12 protein-coding genes and 1 other annotated feature are annotated in these 13624 nt (G+C 29.7%); of the genes, 8 read left to right on the top strand and 4 right to left on the bottom strand.

The features are described 5' to 3' along the window. Positions 1 to 136: 136 nt before the first annotated feature. Entirely contained in the window at positions 137 to 2764 is a 2628-nt protein-coding gene (locus tag GXK57_RS18580; RefSeq protein WP_160679199.1) for a LuxR C-terminal-related transcriptional regulator, read from the bottom strand. 539 nt (positions 2765 to 3303) lie between these two features. Here GXK57_RS18580 and GXK57_RS18575 point away from each other — a divergent pair. Beyond that, a complete protein-coding gene (locus tag GXK57_RS18575; protein ID WP_160679197.1) occupies positions 3304 to 3807 on the top strand; it encodes a sterol desaturase family protein in 504 nt (167 codons plus the stop codon). 279 nt (positions 3808 to 4086) lie between these two features. After that, the gene (locus GXK57_RS18570) at positions 4087 to 5427 is read left to right on the top strand and encodes a S41 family peptidase (RefSeq protein WP_160679195.1); all 1341 of its coding nucleotides are present in this window, start codon (positions 4087 to 4089) and stop codon (positions 5425 to 5427) included. Here GXK57_RS18570 and GXK57_RS18565 read toward each other — a convergent pair. Then, positions 5370 to 5642 (bottom strand): hypothetical protein, encoded by a 273-nt coding sequence (locus GXK57_RS18565; protein ID WP_160679193.1) that lies wholly within the window; start codon positions 5640 to 5642, stop codon positions 5370 to 5372. The two genes, GXK57_RS18570 and GXK57_RS18565, sit on opposite strands and share 58 nt — an antisense overlap. A gap of 423 nt (positions 5643 to 6065) precedes the next feature. Between GXK57_RS18565 and GXK57_RS18560 the strand changes: the two genes are divergently transcribed. Next, on the top strand, positions 6066 to 6251 hold the full coding sequence (locus GXK57_RS18560) for a hypothetical protein (RefSeq protein ID WP_160679191.1): 186 nt from the start codon (positions 6066 to 6068) through the stop codon (positions 6249 to 6251). Between the two features lie 174 nt (positions 6252 to 6425). On the opposite strand, the gene GXK57_RS18555 is transcribed toward GXK57_RS18560, so the two are convergent. Next, positions 6426 to 7268 carry an alpha/beta hydrolase gene (locus tag GXK57_RS18555; protein ID WP_160679189.1) on the bottom strand — a complete coding sequence of 281 codons (843 nt, stop codon included), beginning with the start codon at positions 7266 to 7268 and terminating at the stop codon, positions 6426 to 6428. Between the two features lie 391 nt (positions 7269 to 7659). Further along, positions 7660 to 7911 (top strand) — a binding site (T-box leader). Positions 7912 to 8105: 194 nt separating this feature from the next. On the opposite strand from GXK57_RS18555, the gene GXK57_RS18550 reads away from it, so the two are divergent. Next, on the top strand, positions 8106 to 9875 hold the full coding sequence (locus GXK57_RS18550) for an alanine--tRNA ligase (protein ID WP_160679187.1): 1770 nt from the start codon (positions 8106 to 8108) through the stop codon (positions 9873 to 9875). A 237-nt stretch (positions 9876 to 10112) separates the two neighbouring features. After that, complete coding sequence (locus tag GXK57_RS18545) at positions 10113 to 10541, top strand: pyridoxamine 5'-phosphate oxidase family protein (protein WP_160679185.1); 429 nt, start codon at positions 10113 to 10115, stop codon at positions 10539 to 10541. Between the two features lie 89 nt (positions 10542 to 10630). Here the strand turns inward: GXK57_RS18545 and GXK57_RS18540 are convergent, their stop codons facing one another. Continuing rightward, positions 10631 to 10873 carry a hypothetical protein gene (locus GXK57_RS18540; RefSeq protein WP_160679183.1) on the bottom strand — a complete coding sequence of 81 codons (243 nt, stop codon included), beginning with the start codon at positions 10871 to 10873 and terminating at the stop codon, positions 10631 to 10633. A gap of 129 nt (positions 10874 to 11002) precedes the next feature. On the opposite strand from GXK57_RS18540, the gene GXK57_RS18535 reads away from it, so the two are divergent. The 3 genes from GXK57_RS18535 to GXK57_RS18525 all read left to right on the top strand — a co-directional run bounded on the left by GXK57_RS18535 (position 11003) and on the right by GXK57_RS18525 (position 13122). Then, positions 11003 to 11644, top strand: a complete 642-nt coding sequence (locus GXK57_RS18535) for an ATP-dependent Clp protease proteolytic subunit (protein WP_160679181.1) — start codon at positions 11003 to 11005, stop codon at positions 11642 to 11644. A 124-nt stretch (positions 11645 to 11768) separates the two neighbouring features. Then, positions 11769 to 12497 (top strand): phosphotransferase, encoded by a 729-nt coding sequence (locus GXK57_RS18530; RefSeq protein ID WP_160679179.1) that lies wholly within the window; start codon positions 11769 to 11771, stop codon positions 12495 to 12497. Between the two features lie 253 nt (positions 12498 to 12750). After that, entirely contained in the window at positions 12751 to 13122 is a 372-nt protein-coding gene (locus GXK57_RS18525; protein ID WP_160679177.1) for a hypothetical protein, read from the top strand. The last annotated feature ends 502 nt before the right edge of the window (positions 13123 to 13624 follow it).

The raw sequence follows: 13624 nt of genomic DNA, 5'->3' as shown, positions 1-13624 counted from the left end.
TACTTAACATTTTACTAGATAAGAATTTAGGAGTAATGTACCGAAAGATACATTTTGCTTTTGTTATAAGTATCCAATTCAAATTATATAATATGTGTTAAAAAATACCGTTATATAATGGTAAGTGATTAGTTTGTTATAAGATATTTAACTCAGAAGCCCTTAAAACTGCTTGAGTTCTTGTATGGACATCCAGTTTGCTATAAATATTTATGATATGTCTTTTTACAGTGCCTGTAGAAATAAACAGCTTTTCTCCTATTTCTGAATTTGTATACCCAAGCTTTACTAATTTTAATACTTCCTTTTCTCTTTCACTTAGAATATCCTCTGAAGCTTTTAAAGTTTCTATTTTTAATAAATCAACTAGATATTCCAAGGAGAAGTTGGCAGTAGATATTTTCATCATGCTTAGAAAATCCAAAACCTCTTTATAATGTTCAAATACTACTCTAAAGTTTTCTGACTTCAATAGTAATGAGGCCGCACTTTCCATATCTAGAAAAGCATCTGTTTGTCTTCCAATCTTGTAGTACTCTAAGGCTCTTTTAACATAAGCTTCCAGAGACACACCTTCTAAAAAATTGCTTTCAGAGAAAGAGATAATTTTACTCAAGATATTGGTGCTTTTTATTGAAAGTCCTTTCCTTATATAGATATTTGACAAGGTTCTATGCACAGCAAGATTCAATATGTTTATATCATTTTCTAATACATTACTATTTTCCATTTCCCATTGGTCAACAAACGTTAAGTTTTCTCCTTTTAGAAGTAGATTTACCTCCCAAGTTTCAATGGGCTCAATAACTCTTATGAATAATTTATCCTTCTTAGAGATATACTTTGCTTTGTTTAGCATCCTTATTGCTTTTTCATAATTTTTTTTACTAACTAAGAGCTTTGACATTAGCAAATAGCCATCATATAATATTTCGTTTATGTTTGCAGCTTCGCCAAGCTCTAGAGCTGTCTCTAAGTATCTCTCACAGCTTTCTAAATTATTTTTTCTAAAGTTTATATCTGCAATTCCAACGTATAGTAATCCAATTATAGGAGAATAATCAACTTTTTTAGCTTTACAATATTCTAAACATTCGGTATATAGTTCTTCTAGCTCTGATATTTGTCCTTTTAGAAACTTGCAGGTAGACATGCTCCTTAAGGCAATAATGGCTGTGTAAAAGCTATCTGTTTCTTTGCTCACATTTAAGGTTTCATAAAACCAATATTCTCCGCTATTAATATCACCTTTTGCCATATAAGTTCCACCTAAATTTAAGGTAACAATACAATACATCTGGCTAAATTCTCTTAAAAATTTCATGCTATTTTTAAGTTCTTCCATATTCCTATTAATATTGCCTTTTAAATAATCAGTTATTATGGTTATGGTAGATATTTGAGCTTGTATTTCTTCTTGGTTATCAACTTCTGTGTTACTAACAGCGTTTCTTCCGTAGTCTAAATATTTATTTACTTCCTTCAAATTTGAGTTGAGCAAATTAAGCCAGGCGTAATATAAACATATAGAAGCATTTTTTTTAGCTAAACTTTCAGGAATGGATTTTAAGCAGTAGAGTAGTGTTGTGGTATTACCTTGCTTTAACATATTTAAGCCTTCAGTCTCAAGTATGTTTAATATCTCCTTGTATTTTTCAGCTTTTGAATAGTATGAAACTGCCTCAGTATAATAGGAATTTTCTTCGTACCAAGTAGCAGCATGATAATAGATTTCTTTTATACACTGTTCAGGATACTTATTTAGCTGTTTGTTTAGAAAATCTTTAAATAAGCTATGGTATTTATACCATTGATTTTTATTATCTAAGGGGAACAAAAACAAATTTCTTTCTTCAAGATATTCTAGTATCGCATAGGACGAGGTAGTTCTAATTGCCTTATCACAAAGTGATGCACTGAGTGAGTCTAAGCAAGAGGTTTTCACAAGAAAATTCTTGATTTCTTCATCTAGATGATCAAATACTTCTTCAGTGAAAAAGTTAAATAGATATTTTTGCTCTCCAGTAAATTCCTTTATTGAGCTGGAACTTATATTGTTATCTTTATTCGAGAGAATAAAAATCTGCATTCCTGCAGCCCAGCCTTCAAAATTATCTCTTATAATCTTTATATCTTCATCAGAAATATTTATATATGATTTGCTTCTAAACAACCTTGTTGTTTCTTCGATAGAAAACCTTAAGTCTTCTGTACCTAATTCAAGGACTTCATTATTAATAAGGTATTTTGAAAGTGAAATAGGGAGCTTTTCTCTACTTGTAATAATAAGATGAAGCTTCTCAGGTAAATATTTTATAAGAGTATTAAATTCCTTATGTATTTCACTATCTGTTATATTATGAAAATCATCTAGAATGAATACAAGCCTCTTATCAGAAACTTTGGCTAAATAATTTGAAGCAACAGTAATAAAGTACTCAAAATTTAAGAACTTTTCACTATCTGTTGATAAGTTGTAGGTTTGGGTACCGTTATCTTCAATCAAACAATTAAGAAAGTTGTTCCAAAACTTAGGACTTTCATTATCACTTTTATCAAGAGAAATCCATTTGAATCTGAGATCTTCTTTAGTGTTTAGATTAGCCCAAGAGCTTATAAGAGAAGTTTTTCCATAACCTGCTGGAGCAACAACAGTGGTAAGCCTATTAATAGTAGCTTCATTTAACTTTTTGTACAGGCTCTTTCTTAAAACTAATTCATTTTTTGTATTTGGAATAGAGTATTTTAATGCTATATATCTCATGTTTACAACCTCTTTATAGGGACGGAGCTTTTGTCCCATGACATAGTTTACAGAATATTTTAATTATATAGAAAAAATTCTTTATTTTAAAGATGTGAATATACAAATGTTAGGTGAATGTAGTGGATATTAACATTAAGTGATAGTATGAATTAAATTACTTCACTATTTTTATTTGATTAGGTGCTTTTCAATTGGACACAAGAAGAGCTTGAAAGAAAATGAAAAAGGAAAATATAATAAGCGTTAGCTATTAATATAAGAAGTCTGAATAAGAATGTAATCTATTCAGGCTTTTTCTATATATTAGAATATATAGAGTATTTTTTATGAAAACTTAATTTATATATGTTTGATAATACTGGCTTCTAGGGATTATGGCGGATGCATAAATTAATATTAGAAGCTGCATATCTATAGCATTAGATAAATATTATTATTCACAAAAGTAAACACTTAGTATATAATAGAAGTCGTGAGAATGATTATCACGTGGTAATTATTGAGAGTTTTAAAACTACAAAAGGGAGTGCTAGATTTTGGGCGCAGTAAAAGATTTATCTACATTAATTATGTTAATGCTTATTATAGTAGCAGGATTCTTATATTCTTCATTGGTAGAATACTGCCTTCACAGATTTTTACTTCATCATTCCTACGAACAAGAACACGTAAGAATTCACCATAAAGTTTATCATGGAATTGAATCCTATGAACTAGATGAAATTGAAAAAGACACTGTGTTATCAAGTGTAGGTGAGATTTTAAGAAATGTAGCTCTATACCTTCCAGCAGCCATAGCAATATTCATTTATAGTAAAGCTTTTGGAGTACTATTTCTCATAGTGTGTATTGGCTATAATATGTGGGAAGAGTTTGTGCATTTTTATTTCCATAAAAAGAATAAGCTTTTTATAGAAGAACTAAAATTTTATAAAAACTTGAAAGAACATCATAGAGTTCATCATTATGCCTATATGTATAACTACGGTATTGGTACTAGTTTTTGGGACATTGTGTTTAGAACTAAGAAGAAAGCATAAATATTAATTAAAAGTAATTCAAAGGAGAATTCTCTAATTGTAGAGGGTTCTCTTTTTAAGTCTATATAAATCTATATCATATATAAAACTATTTGCCTCAGTAAGTAAAATTATTATGACTTGGTGCGTAAAAAGTCTTAGATGTAAAAAAATATTAAATATGTTAATTATATTGAAATTTCATATTGCATTAGTGTTATTATATTAAATAATAGAATCCGGATTGAAGAGGTGCATCTTTAACTGACTTTGAATATATAAGGAGTTGAGACTATAGCAATGAAGATAAATAATAAAATGAAATTAGGTATATTAACAGCTTTAATAATTTTAATAGGGATGTTCATTTTTTATCAATGGTATAATAGAAAGTTAGTTGTAGCAAGTGCAAAGGAGTTTTCAAAAGAATTTGATGAGATTGACAAGAGCAAAGTTTTATCTAAAAAAGAAGTTACTTCTGATACTAAACAACTTATAGATATTATAGAAAACACTCACCCATTTTTTATTTTAGAGGGAAAAACAGATAAGTATAAAAAAGCTAAGGCAAAATTTGTAGCTGAAACATCTAGAAAGATGACAAAAGAGGAGCTTAAAGTAGAGGCTTCAAAGTATTTATCATCCATAGAAGATGCACATACAGAAATTCAATGGCAAGTTGATAAAGTCTTAGATGTTAACTGGAAGTATATCAATAATAAGTTGGTGATATTAGATAATAAAAATAAACTTACAGGAAAGATAGTAACTAAGATAAATGGAGTAGAGATAGACAAAGTATTTAAATCTATAGATGAACTATTTCCTGCAGAGAATTATGTAGCAGTAGCAGATAATTACTCTGTGTACTCTAAATATAAAGAAGTGTTAGGCTATTCAGGAGTGGAATGCACGAAAGACATTAATCTAACAGTAACAAATGGTGCTTCTGAAGAAAATATACAACTAAAATTTTTAGATAGTATAAGTAATTTTCCTAAAGATTATGAATTGAATAGCAAAAAGATTGATCAAGATACAGTATACGTTAAGTTTGGGAGTTGCGTCTTAAGCGGAGAACTGGAAAAAGTTATTGAGGATTTAGAACTAGAATTAAAAGAAGGAATTAAAAATGTAATTATTGATGTTACTGACAATCCAGGAGGAAGCTCTGAAGCTTGCAAGAAATTACTAGAAGCAATAAATGTTAAGCCAGGTGACTTTGGAAGTATAAGAAGATACTCAGAGCTAGCACAAGAAAAATATGGCCTTAATAAAAAAAGTGGATACGAAAGTCATGAGAGCAGTAATGATGCTGTACCTAATCCTAATATAAGTCTATATGTAATTACTAATGAGGAAACTTTTAGTTCAGCACAGTGGTTAGCAACCTGGGTGAAGGATGGTAAATTAGGAACAATCATAGGAAGACCAAGCAAAAACATGCCTTCTTCCTATGGAGATGCCATAGATTTTGAGTTGAAAAATTCAAAGCTAAAAGGTCAAGTATCCTTTACAAAGTGGACTAGGCCAGATAAGAGTAAAGATAGCGAAAGAGTATTGGAACCAGATATATATGTAGATTATTCAGAAAACCCACTGGATAAAGCTTTAGAAGTTATTGCGTCAAAGAAAAAATAGTTACTTAGCAAATTGGACGTGTATGAATAAAAGATTCTTGGCAATGATGCTAATACTTCAATAGATACTTCTTGTTTTAGTTCAGTACAATAATTAGTAATGTCACTCCATAAAAGTTCATTACTTTCGGTGACAGCTACCTGTGCTTCTATACATCCAAGAGCTATTTCTGGCCAAGTTTCTTTCAATTGTCGGCTTATTGTAATATCTATCATAAGACCACTCTAACTCCTTTTTTATGTAATATGTTCAATACTTTTAATAATATAATGGGATAATATTAAATCAAATAGTGATATTTGTAAATAGGGATGTAAGAACTTGCGAGAACGATCCTTGTATTTTATAAATTGAGAAAAAATGAAAGTGAAAGCTTTTAAACTTTATACCTATAGCTATAAAGTTAGCCTTAAATGAAATATTAGAAAGTTTAAATATGAAATTTTGAAATAATGCTATATACTATTAAAGTAGTGCTATAATAGTATATAGAGATTCAATACTTAAATATCTATAAATGAGCTTATTTATTATTTTAGATTTGTCAGAAAGATTTTAGAAATACTATTTTAAGCTTAACATTTCATATGTTTTATAAATGCATGAAATGTTGTAAGATTTCTTTTTGGAGGTATTTTATGAAAAATTACAAGTTTTTAAACATTTTGCTTCTTGGTTTAGCTGGAGTTTTTTATATTGTTGGTAGTAAGTTTGGAACTTTGTTTAACTTTGCAGGTTCATTATCTTTAATTGCTTGGGCAACACTTTTTGTAGGAGCGAATAAAAAGATAAATAAAAAAGATATACCAAGATTGATTAAATAGTACTAATAATAGAGAGGGCTTTATTGCTTTCTCTATTTTTTTATTTTTAATAATAGATTTTTATAGTGGGGCAATTTCAACTATATATAGATCTGTGGCTTATTAATAAAATTTACATTTTCTAATTGCCCTATCAAAGATAAATGGAGCTTTGAAAATAGACTTTTAGATGTCTTACTTACAATTTCTCTTCAGAAACCTTTCAACTATATCCAATATATCTTTACCCCAGAATGTAGGACAACAATGGCCTTCATTTTCTATTTCATAATATTCTACTTCTTTATCAAACTGTTTTAACTTATCAAAGAAATTGCGGCTATTTTCTATGGAAACAAGTTCATCCTGTATACCGTGGAACATCAATACTGGTGGAATATTTCTTTCACTGGAAATATATGTTGCACAGGATGCACTTTTGGCTAGGCTAGGAACTTTTGTTACATCATCTGTACCTAATAGATCCTCTATAGGTCCATCACCATTTGATATATACATATCAGTTGGTGCACAATAACTAATAATCCCATTGACCTTGCAAGGAATATTAGTTTTCTCATCTGAATCTAGATCTCTGTAAGAAGCTGTTAATCCAGTTAGAAGTGCAATATGTCCACCTGATGAATTTCCGCTTAAAAAAATATTTTCGGTATCGATATGGAATTGTTCTGCTATAGAATAAATAAAATGGATGGCTTTTTTTACATCTATTACTTGCGCAGGGAAGATAGCTAGTTCAGATTCTCTATATTGAACCACTGCTATTGCAAACCCTCTTTTCGCCAATTCTGAAAAAGTTGGTATATCATTGTACATTTCTTGTCTGTGCCACGCAGAGCCTGGTATAAATAAAACCAAAGGATATTTTTTATTATCTAACCAGTTTCGCTTATATGGTATTATTAATTGCAAATACCTCTTACAATTTTCATATTCACAATACTCAACATCAGGTACGTATAGCCATTCTAAGTCTTTCTTTTCAACATTTAGCGTCTTTAATAACTGCTTTGCCATTATAAATCATTCTCCCTTTTAATATTATTTGATGTTTTTTCTGCGCCACCCCTATGAAAATACATTTATACTCGTATTTATTCATATAAATGCCTCCAGTCAAATTTATTCATTATAAATTATTATTGGGAACTAACTTAATTATATATTATATGGATTATATTAACAATTAAAGCTTATTTTATTTTCAACAGTATTCTTAAACAGAGACAAGATTAGATATATGCTTTCTGACAGTTCACAATAGCTAAACACTAGGTTTATCATTAGTTTTGTTAACACAAATTTAAGCGTAGGTATATGGTGCTTAACATATTGGATAAAAAACAAAATTTTTGTAAAAATGTATTGCATTGTTCTATAGTGGAAAGTATAATATACTAAACAATAATTAAAAGCTATGAAAGAGAAGAGTAGGTATAGGTATACTTTCAGAGAGTTAGAGGTTGGTGAAAGTCTAACAGGTGTCTATATTGAACGCAGCTCTTGAGCTTCTTTTTGAACCTACTTTAGTTTTTTCTAAGGTAAAAGTAGAGTAAGACGTTTCCTTACGTTACAAAGGCACAGTATGATAGTACTGGTAGAGTGAGCAATAATTTGCTAATTAGGGTGGTACCGCGAATATAGATTTTTCGTCCCTTTGTGGAGGAGAGATCTTTTTTTTTCGGTACTTTTTTGTTGCGAAAAAATGTTTATCAAGGTAAAGCAATTATAAAAAGATTAGCTAGCAAATTTACTCAGCTGTATATGGTCTTATTTAAGTTCTGAAAAATAACCAGCTGAAAATTACTTTTAAAAGTAGGGAGATAGATTTATTAGAATAAGGAGGACATATTTATGAAAGCTTTGGAAATTAGAAACAAATTTATTGAATTCTTTGAGAGGAATAATCATCATGTAATTCCAGGTGCATCTTTAATACCTGAAAATGATCCAAGTGTTTTATTTACAACTGCAGGTATGCACCCATTAGTTCCATTTTTACTAGGTGAGCCTCATCCTATGGGTAAAAGACTAGTGGATTATCAAAAATGTTTAAGAACAGACGATATTGATGAAGTTGGAGACGATATTCATGTAACTTTCTTTGAAATGCTTGGCAATTGGTCACTAGGAGATTACTTTAAAAAAGAAGCTATAGAATTGAGCTATGATTTTCTAGTTAACCACTTAAAACTTGATGTCAGTAGACTGGCTGTTACTGTTTTTGCAGGTGATGAAGATATTCCAAGAGATGTGGAAGCAGCAAAAGTCTGGGAAGATCTTGGTATAAAGAAAGAAAATATATATTATTGCGATAGAAGTAATAATTGGTGGGGACCTGCTGGGGTAACTGGTCCCTGTGGACCGGATACAGAAATTTTCTATGATAGTCTTAAACCTAAATGCTCTGAAGAATGTGGTCCTTCTTGTGATTGCGGCAAGTATTGGGAGATATGGAACAATGTATTCATGGAATATAATAAAAATGAAGATAGTACCTATTCACCTTTAAAAAATAAAAATGTAGATACGGGACTTGGACTTGAAAGAATCACTGCAATCCTGGAGCATAAGGCAAATGTATATGAAACAGAACTGTTCTCAGATGTAATAAAAGAAATTCGTTCTTTAGCTACAAACCCTAATGAAACTAGCATCCGTATTATAGCAGAGCATATAAGAGCTTCCTGCTTTCTGATAGTTGATGGAATTACGCCAGGAAATGTGGAGCAAGGTTATGTGCTTAGACGGCTTATAAGAAGAACCTTAAGACATATGAAGAAAATAGGTGTAAGCTCTACTAAAATAGAAAGTTTAATTTTAGTTACCATTGAAGCACTTAAGGATTTGTATGGTGAACTGGTTATTTGTAAAGATATAATATTAAAAAACATTATAGAAGAGATGAATAAATTTCAGAAGACCTTAGAGCTGGGAGAGAAGAAATTTGCTAAGGTAGTAGAAAGCTGTAATGCTAATAAAATAAGAATAATTGATGGCAAGACTGTGTTTAATCTCTATGATACCTTTGGATTTCCTCCGGAGATAACAGCTGAATTAGCTAAAGAGAAAGGTTTAAGTATTGACATGAAAGAATATGAAGGTTTATTTAAAAAGCATCAACAGTTATCAAGACAAGGAGCAGCAAATAAATTCAAAGGTGGATTAGCTGACAATACTGAAGAGACAACTGCTCTTCATACAGCAACTCATATTTTACACAGAGCATTGCAAGTTATTTTAGGCGAACATGCACTGCAAAGAGGATCTAACATTACAAAAGAAAGGCTTAGATTTGACTTCTCACACCCTCAAAAACTCACCAAGGAAGAGCTTCATAAAGTTGAGGACTTAGTGAATAAGGTTATCAATGAAGGGCTTCCTGTAAAATGTGAAGAAATGACTTTTGAAGAGGCAAAAGCATCTAATGCTAAAGGATTGTTTAGTGACAAATACGGAAGTATAGTTAAAGTATACTCTATAGGAGATTTTAGCAAAGAAATATGTGGCGGACCTCATGTGGAAAATACATCAAAATTAGGTTGCTTTAAGATAGTTAAAGAGGAAAGTGCCTCTGCTGGAGTTAGAAGAATAAAAGCTATACTGCAAAATCAGGTTCGGTAAAGTTACTATGTTGAAATTAAGTGATCAGTCTTCTATTACTTTAGATATGTTTATGGAAATAATTAATATGATTTTTTCATATATAAACACTTAATTTCAACAATATTATTAAACATTGGCTAAGTATATTATTAAATAGTCTTACAAAAATGGAAAATGCTGTTGAATGTCGTTTTGCGAACTGGTATAATTCTTATTATGTTATATAAGAATGTAAGTTCGGGAGGTACAAATAATATGATCGATGAGAAAGTAGTTAACGAAAGCAATGAATTAGTTGAAAAATCAAAAATTGTTATGGTTGGAACTAATGGTGACAATGGTTACCCAAACATAAAGGCAATGATGAGATTAAAACACGAGGGATTAAAGCAATTTTGGTTGAGTACAAATACATCAACCAAAAGAGTAGAAATATTAAAAAAAGATAATAAAACCTGTTTGTATTTTGTTGATGAAGATAATTTTGCTGGGCTTATGCTTGTAGGAACTATTGAAATACTTCAGGATAGAGCTTCTAAGGAAATGCTGTGGTCTGATGGTTGTGAGGTTTATTATCCATTAGGTGTAGATGATCCGGATTATACAGTGCTAAGGTTTAATACTGAGTATGGAAACTATTATAGGCATTTAAAAAATGTAACCTTTACAATAGAAGAGTTATAATTTAAACATATTTTAAGTATATTTAGGACAGATTTAAGATACTTTTGACTATGAGATAAGGAGAGTTTTTATTAAGGAACTCTCTTTTCTTAGTGTTTATCAATCTTTTTTTCAATTAAGTCTACTTTTTCTCTTAATAAGGAGAGTTCTTCTTTGATTTCGTTGTTTGTCTCCTTGACTTCATTAGACAATCTGTTAAAGGGGCTTTCTTCTGATATTTGTCTCTTTGGTGAAGTAGTTTTATATATTCCAGCTAGAGTGATTATTACTATACCTGCTATTGCTGAAACAACCATAATGGTAGCAGCTAAAAGTTTTATTGCTTTATCCATAGACACCTCCAATTAGATATTTTAATTTTATAATTTAATCCATATTCAGATTACTATAATTTTATTTTAAATATTTTACTTTTATAACAGCTAAAATAGAAAAATATGAATGCAAAGGATGATTATTATATGCATTATGAACCTACAGAAAAGGAACGAATAATTATTATACATGGTTACATTGATGATAGTTTAGCAAGTAATATAATACAAAGTATGCTTAAGTTCCTTAAAGATGATTCCACTAAGAAAATATATGTATTAATAGACAGTCAGGGCGGAAAAGTTACATCAATAATGGCTATCTATGATACAATACACTACTTAAGTTGTGAGGTAGTAACTATAGCTTTAAAATATTCTTATGGCTTAGTAGCTTTGCTTCTAGCTGCTGGAAATAAGGGAAGAAGATATATTTGTAATAATAGTGAGATTAGCTTGTTTTTTGATTTTAAAACTAATGGAATAGCTATTGATGAAGTACTAAAAGACAACTCAAATAGAATTAATAATATAATTGATAAATTATTGAACTGCTTTTCTGAAAATACAGCTTTAGATATAGAAAAAGTTAGAGTGCTAAGTAGTGTAGACACTAAATTAAGTGCAAAAAATATTTTAGAAGATAGTCTAGCCGATAAGGTTTTAGATATTAATATACCCATTGAATCCAAGTTTAAGTTTAGTTTTATTGACAAGTTATCTAAAGATAAATATTATGACAGGATTATAAAAGAACTAAAAGTTAATAAGGTAATTGATAGGTATTAAATTTTTAGAGTAGAAATGAAATTTGAAATTAGAAAAAACTTTGGTTTGGAAGGTATAGATGAGAAGGCTAAATATTAATTTTTATTAATATTAATTATATTTAAATTAGAAATGAGGGGAAATTATGAAGTTAGAGAAATTAATAGGGACCGGAGCGCAGGCTAAAGTTTATCTATATGAAGACTATGCTATAAAAGTATTTGAGAGTAATTATGATAAAATCTCTGTGTTTTATGAAACTCTGATTGCTTCAATCATTGAAAATACAGGACTGCCTGTACCAAAGGTCTACGAAGTACTTAATATAGATAATCAAATGGCAATAAGAATGGACTATCTTAAAGGAGAGTCTTTAATGCAATGTTTGCAAAATGATGTTAACAATCTACAAGCATATATAGAGAAAATGGTTCAAATTCAAGTTTCTATTCATTCTAGAAATATAGCACTTCCTATATCACTAAAAGGTAGGTTAAAAGAAAAGATAGAAGCAAATACAAAATTAAGTGATAGTAAAAAGGATAAAGTTTTAAAACTTTTAAAAGACCTACCAGATGGAAATGAACTCTGTCATGGTGATTTTCATGGATATAATATTTTGTTAGATGGAGACAAGTATTCTATTATAGATTGGGTTGATGCTTCAGTAGGCTGTTCTGATGGGGATGCTTGTAGAACGTATTTGCTATATAAGTTACATGCGTCAGAGTTAGCAGAAGTGTATCTTAATACCTATTGTAGAGAAACTGGTAAAGATAAAGAAGCTATTATTTCATGGCTGCCAGTTTTGGCGTCTGCACGATTAACTGAGAATGCTAAAGAGGAAGAAGACAAGTTAATGGCTATGATATAATCGAATTAAACTTTAGTAATGATGTTGTTTTTTTGAAAAAATTTATATTTTAAGTAACGATGATGGTATAGATTATACAAGCTACGTGATAGCAGTTGAAAATCAAAGTACTGAAGGCTTAAATGAAAACCAAATTGTGTAAAAATCCTTCATAACATTACTTATCAAATATAATAATCTTGGGGAAATTTTAAATTAGTAGTTAGAATTAATTGATTGGATTAGGAATAAATTAGTTAAGGGTGATTATTTTATGAGTAAGCATAATATAAGATTTCATTGTGAAAAGTGTGGGAAAGAGATCACTAATGATGAAACTAATCTTTGCATTTATAAAGATATATCTGATGCACCTAAAAATATTCACGATATAATGGCTTTAATACTAAAGCAGGATCAACACTTAAGTGAAAATTTTTGCTCTAATAAATGTTACAATCTATTTCTTTGGGAGGATAGAATATTAAGGAGTACTATGTACAATGTATTTGAAAATGAATCAATAAGCAAGCTATTGACACCACCTGAAGATTTTAACTCCATAATTACTCTTCCAAAAGAAGAATTGGAAGCTATAGAAGGATATATAGAAAAGAAAATAGAATATATTAAAGAGAATTTATAAGAAACTACTGATAAATGGATAAGATATCTTTATTAAAGCAGAAGTCATGTATTAAAAGTAAAACAACTTACTTTTATGCATGACTTTTATTTACAAATATTTGTTTTACATCTGTTCGGTGTCTTTTATTCTTCAGTAAAAAAGAAAGTGCTGGAATTAGTTGTGGTATAAAGTGTAAGATTATACTATATGCTGGCGATAACTCTGCCAAGTGTATCAATTGGTGTAAAATGTCGAAATTCAGAGGAAAAGTAAAGAATGTACAAGTAGTTACTGCTCACAATATATTAGTTTTATATCTAAGAAGAACTATATGATATTATAAGTCATGTCGCTGGAACAGAAAGCGACAAAGCACAGAAATTTAAATTTGAGTTTTAAATTAAGATTTAAAAATAAATTTAAAAAGTATGTTGACAAAGAAATCTTACGGTGGTAAGATAAATGAGCTGTCAGAAATGCAGCAAAGCAACTTGGTCTTTGAAAATTAAACAGAGTAAAA

This window comes from Clostridium sp. C8-1-8 (genome assembly GCF_009928445.1).
Lineage (GTDB): Bacteria > Bacillota > Clostridia > Clostridiales > Clostridiaceae > Clostridium_AR.
Note: the sequence above shows the minus strand (reverse complement) of the source record. Positions and strands in the feature narration are given on the sequence as shown.

What these genes read in the sequence shown, in the direction of transcription:
- GXK57_RS18555 (WP_160679189.1), bottom strand. Translation starts at nt 7,268, where the DNA reads ATGGCAAAGCAGTTATTAAAGACGCTAAATGTTGAAAAGAAAGACTTA.
- GXK57_RS18565 (WP_160679193.1), bottom strand. Translation starts at nt 5,642, where the DNA reads ATGATAGATATTACAATAAGCCGACAATTGAAAGAAACTTGGCCAGAA.
- GXK57_RS18535 (WP_160679181.1), top strand. Translation starts at nt 11,003, where the DNA reads ATGCATTATGAACCTACAGAAAAGGAACGAATAATTATTATACATGGT.
- GXK57_RS18525 (WP_160679177.1), top strand. Translation starts at nt 12,751, where the DNA reads ATGAGTAAGCATAATATAAGATTTCATTGTGAAAAGTGTGGGAAAGAG.
- GXK57_RS18580 (WP_160679199.1), bottom strand. Translation starts at nt 2,764, where the DNA reads ATGAGATATATAGCATTAAAATACTCTATTCCAAATACAAAAAATGAA.
- GXK57_RS18530 (WP_160679179.1), top strand. Translation starts at nt 11,769, where the DNA reads ATGAAGTTAGAGAAATTAATAGGGACCGGAGCGCAGGCTAAAGTTTAT.
- GXK57_RS18570 (WP_160679195.1), top strand. Translation starts at nt 4,087, where the DNA reads ATGAAGATAAATAATAAAATGAAATTAGGTATATTAACAGCTTTAATA.
- GXK57_RS18550 (WP_160679187.1), top strand. Translation starts at nt 8,106, where the DNA reads ATGAAAGCTTTGGAAATTAGAAACAAATTTATTGAATTCTTTGAGAGG.
- GXK57_RS18540 (WP_160679183.1), bottom strand. Translation starts at nt 10,873, where the DNA reads ATGGATAAAGCAATAAAACTTTTAGCTGCTACCATTATGGTTGTTTCA.
- GXK57_RS18560 (WP_160679191.1), top strand. Translation starts at nt 6,066, where the DNA reads ATGAAAAATTACAAGTTTTTAAACATTTTGCTTCTTGGTTTAGCTGGA.
- GXK57_RS18545 (WP_160679185.1), top strand. Translation starts at nt 10,113, where the DNA reads ATGATCGATGAGAAAGTAGTTAACGAAAGCAATGAATTAGTTGAAAAA.